The sequence below is a fragment of the Clostridium sp. AF28-12 genome (genome assembly GCF_003435225.1).
GTDB lineage: Bacteria > Bacillota > Clostridia > Lachnospirales > Lachnospiraceae > Pilosibacter > Pilosibacter fragilis.
Map to the genome: position 1 here is coordinate 433 of NZ_QWGJ01000031.1, position 12,286 is coordinate 12,718.

A 12,286-nucleotide genomic window follows, 5' to 3' on the forward strand; every position below is an offset into this window, starting at 1 on the left:
TTCATAGGTCATAACAAAAGTGAGGATGACCCCGGCGATTGGCAGAATGGCAGTTTCGGAGATCTGTCGTATCATGGAAAAGACCCCGGCGTTCCAGTCCGCCGGGGTCGTGCCGACCTGTGTGGCGATCTCGCCAACGCTCTGATTGACGTTATCGAAAAGGCCGTCCAGATTCCCCATGATACCATCGACGAGCAGACCTTTCAGCCATTCAACGATTGCGTCGATGATAAAGTCCATATATCAGCTCCTTTTCTGGAAAAAGGGACAACGGGTGACACTTAGCTGAACAGCCCGGACAGCAGAGGGATAAGCTGAAGACCGATCAGAACGACACCGCCGCCAGCCATGAGCTGTGTTATGCCTAATTAGCTGGAACATATCCATTTCCCCTTGATTTCATTGGCTTTTGAAATTGCCGGAAACCATAGGGTTCATACCTAATTAGGTGTAACAACAGCCATCGGCGGGCGGCGGCGTGTCAAGAAATATATGGAGTTGTTAAGAACCGCCCCGGCGGGGACAGGTCAGGCTGTGACCTGTTCCACTTCCGGGAGGGGTTTGAGATTAAAATGAATTTCGATAGAAATGTGTCTTGTCTTATCATCGTCTATGGATTCGTGGACGATGATTTCTTTAATCAGGCGGTTCAAGGTGGCTGCGTCCAGTTCGGTGATGTCCCTGTACGCCTGAATGGATTCTATCCATTGCTGTGCGTCATCGGCAAGCTGGATTTCATCATGCAGCAGCTTCCTTGTTTTGTCTACCCGTTCCTTTAGTTCCTTTTGCTCCTTCTGGGTCTTTTCCATCAGGAGTTGGAAGTTGGTTTCGCTGACACGTCCGGCAACCATATCCTCATACAGCCGCATAACCAGCTTTTCCAGAACCTCAATCCGTTCCTCGTCTTTGGCAAGGGAGCGTTCCAGCGCTTCCCGCTGTCCCTTTTGCTGGGCTTTGCAGGAATCGGAGAGCCGGTCAGCCACCGCTTCCCCGTCTACCAGTGCGGCATTGGCGCACTCCCGGATTTTGTGGAGGACAAGGGTGGAAAGCGTGTCAAGGTCTATCCGGTGCTGGCTGCAATGGTTCTTCCCATAGGCATTGTAGGTCTTGCAGGAGTAAATCTGCTTCGGGTGCTTGTCGTTTGTCATACGGACGGTCAGGGACTTCCCGCACTCGCCGCATTTGATAAGCCCTGCAAACAGGCTGATTTCCCCGGTGTTCCTCGGACGCTGGCGGGATTTTAGCTTTTCCTGCACAATGTCAAAACTCTTTTTGTCAACCAGCGGCTCATGCTGTCCCTCCACCACAATCCAGTCCTCCGGCTTTTTCTCCCGGATAGTTCCGATTTTGAAGCGGTAGTCCGTTTTCTGGGAAGCGATTGCCCCGGTGTAGACGGGATTCATCAAAATGTCTTTAATGACGGAGAAATCCCACATATACCTGCCGTTCTCCGGGTCTTGCTTCTCCCACTTGGTACGGACATTGCGGAAGCCACGTTCCCGGTTCCACCATGTCGGGCAGGGGATTTTCTGTTCTTCCAGCCTGCGCCGGATATAGTTGGGGCCGTGTCCATTGAGCGCCCAACTGAAAATCAGCCGGACAATGGGGGCAGTTTCCTCGTCCACCAACAGATGGTTTTTGTCCTCCGGGTCTTTGCGGTAGCCGAAGGGGGCAATGCAGCCGGTAAACTTCCCCTTCTGGGCTTTCAGGAGATAAGAGGAATGTACCTTCTTGGAAATATCCTTGCTGTACATCTCATTCAGGATATTTTTGAAAGGCGCAATGTCGTTATTCTCCCGCAGGGTGTCGATACCGTCATTCATTGCGATATAGCGTACTCCATGCCGGGGGAAGAAATCCTCAATCAGCGTCCCAGTCTGCAAGTAGTTCCTTCCCAGACGGGAAAGGTCTTTCGTGATAACAAGGTTTACCTGTCTGCGCTCAATGGCTTTTAACATCCGTTTCAGGTCGGGACGCTCCATGTTAAGCCCCGTGTAGCCATCGTCCTGATAGACCGCTGTAACCTCCCATCCCTGCCGCTTGCAGTAGTTTTCCAGCATATCCCGCTGGTTTGCAATGCTGGCGCTCTCCCCGTCAAGGTCATCGTCTTTACTTAACCGGCAGTAGATGGCAGCCCGGAAGCCGCCAGCCAGCACCTCGTCCATGCCTGTGTATTCATAACTGTTCATCATAACCGTTACCCGCACAATCCAGACGGTACATCGGTTTTCTGAACCGTATCTTTATTATACTCTATTTCTTGTGTTTTCGCAAGATTATTCCGCTTGTCTTTTCCTCCGTACCTCTGTGCAATCAGGCTCACAAATACGTCCGTAGCGTCCAGTTCGCCATCAAATACGGCAGTTACATGAATCTCTGTTTTGTTTTTCGCCATAGGCATTTACCTCCATACATGAAAATAGCCAGACATGGAGAGGGCGGCAACGAAGTCCGGCAACGGGCTTCAAAAAACCTTGCAAATCATCTCTGTCTGGCGGTTACGTTATTATTTATATTTTCTTTTCTTTTTCGGTTGTTTTGGTTGTCAGAGGGGAGAAAAGCCCGCAGTTACGGGATTTTCCCCGGCAACCGGCTCGGCAACGGGATAGCAACAAAGCCGACAACGGGATAGCTTTGGGGCAGATTTTTTCAGAAGGGAAGTTCTATCTGCTCTGTGACCTCCACGAATCCCTCCGGGGTTTTTCCGGCTCCGTTGCCGCTGTCCGTTGCCGGAGTTTCCCGTTCCCAGCCCTTTTGTCTGCCGTACTCCGGGAACATTCGGGGATTGGAAAAATACTTCCAGCCGGTCATACAGTGGTGCATGATGTCATTGATTTCCCGGATTTCCCATTGCTTCGGCTCGTCAAAGGGGTGGTTTAAGGCTTCCTTGTATAGCTGTTTGGAACAGACCGCTTCGCCGGTAAAACGGTCAAGGTATGCCTGAATCATTCCGGCTTTGGTGTCCTCTGGCATAAATTCCCGCTGATGTTCTTTGAGGTAGGCGGTCATCTCCGGGGAGAAGGACAGCTTCACGTCTCCGGTGCGGTAAAGCTCCATTGCTTCCGCCCATACCTGTTCCAGATAGGTTCTGGAAGCAGCTTCGTCCTCCAAAATGTGAACCTCCGCCTGTTCCGGGTTTACCATGACCGGCAGGAAACGCCGGTTGCCGGAACGGTCAAGGGGCAGGAAGTCCGGGGCGTTGGACGTGCCGCCGAACACGCATTGACGGGGGCGGTCTGCCGGGTGGGTTTCATAGGGTATCTTGTAGACCTCCTTCTGGCGGCTTAAAAAAGACTTGATTTCCTCAATGCTCTTGGCGTTTGCGGTGGCAATCATCTCTGACATTTCGATAATCCAGTGCCCTTGCAGCTTGCGGTATACGTTGTCATCGTCCAGCTTTCTAAGGTCATCGGAAAACCACTCGTCCCTCACAGCCAGCAGCCGGAAAAAGGTGGACTTCCCGGCTCCCTGACCGCCCACCAGACAGAGCATGACTTCAAACTTGCAGCCGGGGGAGAATACCCGGTGAATGGCTCCCAGAAGGAACAGCCGCAATGCCTGATGGGTATATTCATCTGCACCGGCTCCTAGAAAGCGCCGCAGACAAAAGCGGATTCGCTCTGTCCCGTCCCATGTCAGGCGGCTTAGATAGTCCCGGATTGGGTGGTAGCTGTTCTCATTGGCGGCAAGGTCGGCGGCGTCCGCTATCTTTTTCTCGCTTGTCAGCCCATAGGTTTCTTCCAGATAGAGCCGGATATATTTCATGTCCATGTCGGTCATGGACTTCCCAAACGCCCGCCGGTGTCCGATGGGCTTCATCATGTCGGTGCGCTCGGTCAGCAGGTTCTTGGCAACCGCCCCGGAAAGCAGCGGGTCATACCGGAACACGGTCAGGCAGTTCTTGATACTGTTGCGGAAGCCACCTTTTTCTGTGGTTTCCAGCATGGATTTTACTTCCTCAACGCTCCGGGGCGGCGGGGCGGCTTCTATGGTGTCGGTTACAGCCTGCCGTATCTCTGGCGGCAAGGTCTGCCATTCTCCGTTCAAGGTTCCTCACTTCCTCTCCGTATTCGATAACAAGGAAAGCCCGTTCCTGCATATCCGAAAACAGCAGCACGTCCAGCAGATATTCCACATGGGATTTGTTCTGCAAGGCTTCCACAAACAAAGGGTTCCATGCGTCCTCCGGGGTCTTGGGGGCATAGTCCCGTTCCCATCGGCGCAGTAAATGATAGTAGTCGGACAGTACCCGGAAACAGTGGCGCTCCATGCGCCGGAATTGCTGCTCCGGGGATTCCTGCGGTATCTTGGGGCGGCTCCGGCTTCTGTTCGGCGGCTCCCTGTCCTCATAGGGAATGGAAAAATCCGCTGCCAGCCGCAGGGCGGCTTCCTTTGCCGGGATTCCTTCCAGCCGGGAAACAAAGTCAATCACGTCCCCATCTGCCTGACAGCCGAAACAGTGATAGCGGCGGTCTGCCTTCATGCTGGGGGTTCTGTCCTCATGGAAGGGGCAGCACACCATCCCGTTCCTCCCCACACGGATTCCATAATGCTCTACAGCCTGTCTTGCGGTGACAGACTGCTTCACGGCTTCAAATACATTCATGTGCAGCCCTCCTTTCGTCTGCATAGAAAAAGCGCCTGACATTCCCGGTTGAAAATGCAGACGCTTAGTGTTCCATATCCTGTTGTTTCTGTGTCCGGGGCGGCAGCTTCTTCTCTGCCCGTTCCTCCCGGATTCTCTGTTCCCGTCCTTTCAGTTCCCCGATGGTGGATTTCTTTTTGCCCGGTTCGGCGGTCTGTCGGTACTGGTCGGACGGTAAGACCTGATTCAGCCAGTGCCGCACGTCCCTTAAAATCCGCACATCAGCCTGAACCGCTTCCAGTGCCGCCTTATGGGAAGCCACTTCCTCGGTAAGCTGTCCCTTTTCCTCTGTCAGCTTCTTGGGGTTGTACCGTTTTCCCTCCAAATGGGCTTTGAAATAGCGAACAGCGGCATAGTAAGCGTCCAGTTCCTCCCGGTGGGCGGTGGCAAACTGTTCCTTTGGTTTCTTCCATCGGATAGCGGCATACTCGGCATGAACCGGCTTCCCGGCTTCAAAGTTTTCGATATGGGAAAGCAGGGTATCAATCTCCCGGATACGCTTTTCCTTCGGCTTCATCTCTGCCCGGATAGAAACGGCTGTTTCGCTGACCTTATCCAGATAGGTGTCAAGGCTCGCCACGGTGGAAATCTCTTTCTGCCGCAGGAAGTCAAGGGCTTCCATGACTTTGTTAAAATCAGAAACCGTTCCTTTTAACTTCCCCTTAGAAGTCCAGCCGGAGCGTTCTCCACTCCGCAAATCCAGATACCGGGAAAGCAGTTCCGGCAGGGTGGGTTCCCGCTTTTCTTCCAGCGCCGCAAGGACAGTCTGCTTCTTTTCTTTCAGGTCGGCAAGCCAGCCCTTTAAGCTGCGTACCATCTGCCGGATAGACTGCATAATGGCGTTGGCAGCTTTAATATCCCGGTTTAGGTTTCCGATGTTGGTCGGTATTCCCTGTTTCTCCATGTGGCTGACCGCAGCCCCCATGTGGACGGTGGGGATTTTATCAATGCCCTGCCGGGCGTAGGAGCGAAGGTCAAGGCGTTCCGGTAGGGCGTTGGCTTCCAGATAGCGGTTGGAAGTGTCTGCCCAGCCCTGCCGCCAGAGTTCCGCTTTGGTCTGGTCGTTCCAGTCTACGGTGTCCTCCTTATGGCTTTTCCAGTTGCCGGAGGGAAGCCGGATTCGCTCCCCGTTTTCGTCAAGGTCATAGACCTTCCGGGACTTGGGAAGCCATCTGCCGGTTTCGTCCATTGCCCGCATGGTTAAAAGGATATGGGCATGGGGATTGCCGTCCCCTTTGTCGTGAATGGCAAAATCGGCAATCATGCCTTTGGAAACAAAAAACTCCCGGCAGTAGTCCCGAAGCAGATCAGCGTGCTGCCCCGGGGGGATTTCCCTCGGTATGGCAAGCACGATTCTGCGGGCAAGCTGGGAATTCCATTGTTTCTCAATGGCTTCGGCGGCGTTCCATAGGGTGTTGCGGTCTGCATATGACTGCGGGGCATGGGGCGGCAGCATGATTTCCTTGTGAACGATTTCGCTCTTGTTGGAATAGTATTTCTGTTCCCCATCATATTCCGAAAACAGCCGTTCTCCGCTTTGGTAGGCTGCGGCGGCAACGGCTGACTGGCGGTTGCTGCGCTGAATGATGTTGATGTCATAGTGTGGACATGGCAAGTCTGCGTTCTCCTTTCTCCCGGTTCCGAGCATGAAAAAAGCAGGGAACCGTTTCTGATTTCCTGCTTAGGTGTGCCGCCGGTGGGCGGCTGGTATTTGATTGTTACAAATCATTTATTCTGGTAAAAGGCTTCCATTGCCTGTCCAATAAACTCCGTAGTGCCTTCCCCATAAACGCTATCCTGTGCCGTTTGAATTTCCTTGTTTGTACGATAGGCAGTAGCTATTTCCATCACCATAGAAGTAGCATCTGGCAGTTGGAACATCTGCTTTGTCAAGAAATCGTATTCTCCAACTAATTCTTTCACTTCTGGAGAATTTATATCCTGACCTTTCTTTCCTGCCAATGTCTGAATAATCTCTCCCAGCCGTTTTTGATAAACCGGAAAGCTTTCAGTATTTCCCGGATTTTTAGACGCTTCCAGTGCCTTATCTTTGCTGCCATACCACTCCACAATCTTCTGGAAATTTTTCTGAACGGCTTCGGTAGAAGCATCTTCAAGGAATTTTTTCTTCCATTCCTCCATACTGCCATAATGCTCAATAAAAATAGCTTTCTGTTCCTCGCTCATATTAGCTGCCATAGAGTTGTACATATCCTCTAATTCAGTTTTGCTAAATACTTCAAAATCCATTGTGTTATCTCCTTTCAAAATCCTGTCAATACTGGTAATCAGACGCTCCATGCGTTCTTTCTTTGCCACCAGCATTTTTCTCTGCATTTGCAGAATCTGGTTTTTTTCAAGAACTGGATTTTCTATGACAGCTTTGATTTCTTTAAGAGGAATATCAAATTCACGGAAAAACAAAATCTGCTGTAATGTTTCCAGTGCCTTATCGTCATAAAGCCGGTATCCCGCTTCACTTTTTTCTGTCGGCTTTAGCAACCCGATTTCATCATAGTAATGAAGCGTGCGAACGCTGATACCTGTTAAATCTGATATTTCTTTTACTGTCCTCATAGCTGTTGACCTCCTGTTCCTGATATACTCACTTTAGTCTATGACGCTCCGTTAGGGTCAATAGTTAATTTCAAATTTTTCTTTGAGTATATCATTTTTTCTTCACATCGGTAGAAACAACAAAAGCTAATATAAAACTTGCTGACCGGGAATAGCTTGCAAGGCAAGGTGTTTCCGGGCGGCAAGTCTGCGTACTCCTTTCTCCCGGTTCCGGACATGAAAAAAGCAGGGAACCGTTTCTGATTTCCTGCTTAGATGCTGCCGATGAGCGGGCGGCTGATATTTAGTTTTTAATTATCCTGTATCATTTGTTCAGTAATTTTTGAAAAGATAAGGGGAATACTGTATTCGTATTGTTTACCATTTTCATAATCGGATAATAAAATGGTAAGTGTATCTTCTCTTATTTCTTCATCTTTAGGAACCGTATAAGTAAAAGATGTGGAAGAATAATTAGATATTTTTCCATTAACTACTGAGGCAGTATACTCCCAATCTTCTATTTCAGTAGTAATAACTACAGTTGTTTCTTTTTCTCTACCATTTTGTAATGCAGGCTTATCAATTTGCACTTTAAACGGTAAAGACTCCTCTGTAGCTTCGGTTACTTTGACTGTTTCAAGTTCTTCAGAACCCGTCTCAATGGATTGAGTTTCTCTTTCTGAAGCTATTGTTGATTCTTGAGCAGATTCAACAACTTCTTTCTTTTCATTTGCAGTTGTGTTGTTTGTAGAGCACGCACATAATAACATGGAACACAACATCAACATTATAGCTATTACTTTTACTTTCATATTCATTCCTCCTAACTCTAATTTTTCCTATAGGACTAACGCCCATTATCTAAAATTGTTTGTACATGACTTGTGCTTGAATTAAGTTTAGCATATCCATAGACAACCTACAATGTTCTTTTTATTACGGTTTTCTTATCGACTTGCAAAGCACGTTGTTTCTGGGCGGCAAGTCCACAAAAGGGTAGCTGGCGCAGCCAGCGCAGGGGAAGTGTAGCGTCCCCTGTGAGGAATGGAAGCTGATTGCAAATCTGCTGGAAATCATCTGCTTTCCGCAGGAAGCCCCCGGCAGGGCGCAACGCACCGGCTTGACCGGTGTATAGTTGCGCCCTCTTTCAGAGGGGAAAGCAGCTGCTTGCCGTTCTGAAAGCAAAACTGCCGTTTCCGGCAATCGTTTTTTACTCCCTCTGTGGGTTCTTGGCAAGAATGGATTCCATAAGCTGCCGGGCAGCTTCCTGATGAAACAGCACTCTCAAAATTTGGCTGACCTGTTCATCGGTCACAGCTTCCGGGTGGGGAAAATAACTTTCCAGCATTGCCCCTCTGGTGCAGAGCCGGTGCGTCCGTTCTTTCCGGGTAAGCTGCTTAATCTGGTGTTCCAATATCTTTTCTTCATGCTGTGCCCGCCGCAGCTTGGCTTCGGTCTTTTCAATCTCACGGCTTAACCGTTCCAGCTTTTCACTCATAGGTCAACCTCTTTCCGTGGAATCAATAGATAGATGTGGTTCGGCTCTCCAAAACCCCGACGTACCCGCATAATCAGTCCGGCGTTCTCCAACTCATTCAGGGAACGCTTCACGGTCATGCTGCTTCGGCAGAGTTCCTCCGATAATTCCACGATGGGGAAACAGATAAACAGAATCCCGTTGCTGTCCTCCATGCCCGCCATTTGCAGTGTGTCCAACAACAGAGCATACAAAACCTTTGCAGTATTGCTGATAGGAAGCCGCAGCGCCGCTTTAGGAAGCGGCATACAGGGCGGCAGGGGCGTGTCAATTGTCATAAATTCAAAATCCATTCAGGCAGGTTCCTCCTTCTTTTTCTTGGCTCGTTTGGATAAATACTGGGGGCATTCCACCACAACCGCCCGGAAACTCTGCTTGCAGGTGTGCTGGCATTTCCGGCAAAGGTCGTTGTAGGTCATACGCCCCCGGTCATTGAGGAAGAAAGCAAGTTCCTTCTTCAACTTTTTCGGCATTCTCGGCATAGGGCCTCCTTCATAGAAAACCGCCCATTTCTGCCGTAACAGCGGGAATGGACGGATATGGTTTTTTTGTGTCGTGTTTCGGGGCGATTTTCAAGGAAAATACAGCCGTAGAGCCGCCTTGAAATCTCCCATAGTATTGCGGTTAGAGTATGTTGCTCCCTATGTGATTGTTGCATTTCGGTATCATTTCAGTGTCCTTTTTGCCGGTTCTCCCCGGTGGCGTTCCTCCCCTGAATCTCACAGCGGCGTATCGCTCCCTTTGGTACGCTCGTCACGGTCAGGGTTCCTCCATCTCCCTGCCGTAAGTCATGGCGCTACATCGCCGGGGAAGCATATCCCACACAAGCCGGTCATTCGATTGGAAATATCCATCGATGAATTACTTGTATGATAGAACATTTTTGAGCCTTCTCCCGTATGTCCACAAAGTCGGAAAATCCGTTAAAAAGCAGAACTTTCCACGATTAAGGAAATGGTATGGTATAATGTCAGTAGCGGCGGCAAGCCGCAGGGAAGGGGCAACAGCTTATGAAACAAAGCATTACGATACAAGAACGGCTAAAGGATTTACGGGTGGAACGGCATTTGAATCTGGAAGAATTGGCGGCGGAAACCGGCATTTCTAAATCAGCCCTCGGCAGCTATGAAAATGATGATTATAAAGAAATCAACCACGGCAGCCTTGTGACACTGGCGAAGTTTTACGGTGTGTCTACGGACTATCTGCTATGTCTGACGGAAAATAGAAATCACCCAAATACAGCTTTGACGGAGCTGCATTTGAGTGACAGCATGATAGACCTATTAAAAAGCGGGCGTATCAATAACCGGCTTCTGTGTGAGATTGCTACCCATGAAAAATTTGCGGAGTTGATGGCAGACACAGAAATCTATGTGGACGGTATGGCTGCCATGCGCTTCCATGATATAAATAATTCTCTGGCTGCTGTAAGGGCTATGATACTGGAAGAACACCCGGAAGCTGCCGCAGACCGTTCTTTGAAAATCTTAGAAGCCGGTCAGATAGCAGAGGAAGATTTTTTCTGTCATATCACACACAAAACATGGGACACCATTCTTCACGATGTACGCAAAACCCATGAGAACGATATAGAAAGTGCGCCGACAGTCACGCCTGCTGATGAACTGATAAAGGAAGTCCAAAAGGCTATGCGTTCTTCCGGGGACAAGGTGCAAGAATTTCTGGAAATCTTCTGCAAGGCGTTTCAGCTTAAATACAAGCGGCTCTCGGAAGAAGAAAGAACCACTTTGAAAAAGCTGTTCCGAAAATCCCCTCTGATAAAACACTCCGGCATGAATTTCCGGCGTAAGGGCTGGAAATAAAAAACTGCCGTTGTGGGAATTGATGTTCCTGCAACGGCAGCTTTGACTATATATGAATTTTGAAATCCTGAAACTTAAACAATCCACTCCCCTGTTTGAGTTTTCCGGCTCTCTCTAATTGTGCAAACCCTGCTTCAATATCAGCTATCAAAGAAACAGGAATATCCAACCGATGGTGTCCGGGCAGAACTTTTTTTATATTGTATTTCCGTATTCGCCTTATAGATTGATAGAATAGCTGCGGGTCGGTAGTTGGGTAAAATGCGTCCAAGCTTCCCTTGTATATCAAATCCCCGGAATACAAATAGTTTCGTTCTGGTTCGTAAAAGCAACAATGTCCGGGAGAATGTCCCGGCGTGTGAATAACTTGAATTTCTCGCCCGCCTAAATTTAGAAAATCGCCATCATGTAAAATTCTTTGTGGGATACCTTGAAAAATTTGATAAGCGTTAATATCAAAATCTCTTGGAAAATCACAAGGAAGCCTTGTCAAATTATTCTTCACAACTTGCAGCGGTATCGGAAACCTGACCGATAGCCAGTCCCTTTCCGCTTCATGTACGGCGATATTATCAAAATACTTATGCCCACCAATGTGATCCCAATGAACATGAGTTGTAACTGTCATAACAGGCAGCTTTGTCAGAGAGTCCACAATTGTTCTGATATTGGAAACGCCTAAACCTGTATCAATGAGAATAGCATATTTTTCCCCACATAATAGATAACAATGTGTTTCTTCCCAATGCTTGTATTCGCTAATAGAAAATGTATCACGGTCTATTTGCTCAATGGTAAACCAATTATCCATTCTGCATAATCACCTCCAGCAACTGAATTTCCAGTTAAAACCACTTTGCAGTTTCATCTCTGAAATGTGGTATAATGCCATCTTTATACGGGTCATACCGATTTTCGTTACAACCAAATTCTTTTAAAAAGGCAATCTTACCATCTGGCGTCCATTCAATCAGTGACATTCCATCAAACGCTTCTATATTACCGGCGTCCATCTTATTTTTGAAATACCATTCAACAATGGTCTGATGTCCTTTATGGAAAAATTGTTTGATGTCCCATTGCAAGACGGTTCCACGGGTATTCCATTCCTCAAACCAAAGTTTTATATTCTTGGAACCGTGGTACTCTGGCCCCCAACTTTCAATATATACGGCATTATCTGAAAATACATCAAATATACCTAAATCTCTTTTTGCAAGCCACATATCAAACCAAAGTCTGATAATTCTTTCTCTATTGTCCATCTCGCATCCCCTCCCTCGTCAATTTGATATTTCAGCTTTTTTGTCCTGCTCTAATTCAATCACATCAAGAATGCCACAATTTAGGGCTTCACAAATACGAACCAGTGTTTTCATGCTGATGTATTCCCCTTTTCCCATATTAGCAATCATATTTGTGGTAAGACCGGCGGCAAGCCGCAAGTCCTCTTTTCTCATATTTCGTTCTTTCAGTAAGTTCCAAAGGGGTTGATAGCTTATGTGCATTTATCGCCCTGCCTTTCTCCCTGTATCGGGGTTCCTGTTTCCCATTATATCAAAATTCTTGCCAACTCACAAGATTTCTTGACACAGCCGCCGGTTTCGTCTGGATTGTGCTTTTCCTTTCCGCTTTTTTATTACATCTAATTCGCCATCAACTGCTTAATGCCCTGGCTTTTTGCCGCAGGGTTGTCCGACCCGTAACCTTCCAGAAGGT

The 12,286-nt window shown here is 48.4% G+C and carries 16 protein-coding genes and 1 pseudogene; 1 reads left to right on the plus strand and 16 read right to left on the minus strand.

The annotated features are described in order from the left end of the window. The 12 genes and pseudogenes from DWY93_RS17670 to DWY93_RS15800 all read right to left on the minus strand — a co-directional run. Positions 1 to 240, minus strand: a 240-nt coding sequence (locus tag DWY93_RS17670) for a VirB6/TrbL-like conjugal transfer protein, CD1112 family (protein WP_242990723.1), incomplete at its 3' end; no start/stop codon positions are given. Positions 241 to 281: 41 nt separating this feature from the next. Further along, positions 282 to 365, minus strand: a pseudogene (locus DWY93_RS15745) (Maff2 family protein); the annotation flags it as partial. Between the two features lie 162 nt (positions 366 to 527). Beyond that, entirely contained in the window at positions 528 to 2,192 is a 1,665-nt protein-coding gene (locus DWY93_RS15750; protein ID WP_117472618.1) for a recombinase family protein, read from the minus strand. A 5-nt stretch (positions 2,193 to 2,197) separates the two neighbouring features. Further along, positions 2,198 to 2,395, minus strand: coding sequence for a hypothetical protein (locus DWY93_RS15755; protein WP_117472622.1), 198 nt, complete (start codon positions 2,393 to 2,395; stop codon positions 2,198 to 2,200). Between the two features lie 254 nt (positions 2,396 to 2,649). Next, entirely contained in the window at positions 2,650 to 3,945 is a 1,296-nt protein-coding gene (locus tag DWY93_RS15765; protein WP_117472626.1) for a virulence-associated E family protein, read from the minus strand. Positions 3,946 to 3,958: 13 nt separating this feature from the next. Then, complete coding sequence (locus tag DWY93_RS15770; RefSeq protein ID WP_181968568.1) at positions 3,959 to 4,606, minus strand: CHC2 zinc finger domain-containing protein; 648 nt, start codon at positions 4,604 to 4,606, stop codon at positions 3,959 to 3,961. Between the two features lie 64 nt (positions 4,607 to 4,670). Further along, positions 4,671 to 6,260, minus strand: a complete 1,590-nt coding sequence (gene mobQ / locus DWY93_RS15775) for a MobQ family relaxase (RefSeq protein WP_117472648.1) — start codon at positions 6,258 to 6,260, stop codon at positions 4,671 to 4,673. 110 nt (positions 6,261 to 6,370) lie between these two features. Then, positions 6,371 to 7,222 carry a MerR family transcriptional regulator gene (locus tag DWY93_RS15780; RefSeq protein WP_117472630.1) on the minus strand — a complete coding sequence of 284 codons (852 nt, stop codon included), beginning with the start codon at positions 7,220 to 7,222 and terminating at the stop codon, positions 6,371 to 6,373. A 290-nt stretch (positions 7,223 to 7,512) separates the two neighbouring features. After that, entirely contained in the window at positions 7,513 to 8,016 is a 504-nt protein-coding gene (locus DWY93_RS15785) for a murein transglycosylase (RefSeq protein WP_117472632.1), read from the minus strand. Positions 8,017 to 8,414: 398 nt separating this feature from the next. After that, complete coding sequence (locus DWY93_RS15790; RefSeq protein ID WP_117472634.1) at positions 8,415 to 8,702, minus strand: DUF3847 domain-containing protein; 288 nt, start codon at positions 8,700 to 8,702, stop codon at positions 8,415 to 8,417. Further along, the gene (locus tag DWY93_RS15795) at positions 8,699 to 9,034 is read right to left on the minus strand and encodes a DeoR family transcriptional regulator (RefSeq protein WP_117472636.1); all 336 of its coding nucleotides are present in this window, start codon (positions 9,032 to 9,034) and stop codon (positions 8,699 to 8,701) included. The genes DWY93_RS15790 and DWY93_RS15795 overlap by 4 nt, the downstream gene beginning before the upstream one ends. Next, positions 9,035 to 9,223, minus strand: a complete 189-nt coding sequence (locus DWY93_RS15800; RefSeq protein WP_117472637.1) for a hypothetical protein — start codon at positions 9,221 to 9,223, stop codon at positions 9,035 to 9,037. It lies immediately after the preceding gene. Positions 9,224 to 9,751: 528 nt separating this feature from the next. Between DWY93_RS15800 and DWY93_RS15810 the strand changes: the two genes are divergently transcribed. Then, positions 9,752 to 10,567, plus strand: a complete 816-nt coding sequence (locus DWY93_RS15810; RefSeq protein WP_117472640.1) for a helix-turn-helix transcriptional regulator — start codon at positions 9,752 to 9,754, stop codon at positions 10,565 to 10,567. A 46-nt stretch (positions 10,568 to 10,613) separates the two neighbouring features. Here the strand turns inward: DWY93_RS15810 and DWY93_RS15815 are convergent, their stop codons facing one another. The 4 genes from DWY93_RS15815 to DWY93_RS15830 form a co-directional block, all read right to left on the minus strand. Beyond that, complete coding sequence (locus DWY93_RS15815) at positions 10,614 to 11,378, minus strand: MBL fold metallo-hydrolase (RefSeq protein WP_117472642.1); 765 nt, start codon at positions 11,376 to 11,378, stop codon at positions 10,614 to 10,616. Between the two features lie 34 nt (positions 11,379 to 11,412). Beyond that, positions 11,413 to 11,832: a nuclear transport factor 2 family protein gene (locus tag DWY93_RS15820; protein ID WP_117472644.1), complete on the minus strand. Its 420-nt coding sequence runs from the start codon at positions 11,830 to 11,832 to the stop codon at positions 11,413 to 11,415. Between the two features lie 18 nt (positions 11,833 to 11,850). Continuing rightward, entirely contained in the window at positions 11,851 to 12,075 is a 225-nt protein-coding gene (locus DWY93_RS15825; protein WP_117472646.1) for a helix-turn-helix transcriptional regulator, read from the minus strand. Positions 12,076 to 12,212: 137 nt separating this feature from the next. Next, positions 12,213 to 12,286: Maff2 family mobile element protein (locus DWY93_RS15830; protein WP_242990726.1), on the minus strand; the 74-nt coding region annotated here is incomplete at its 5' end.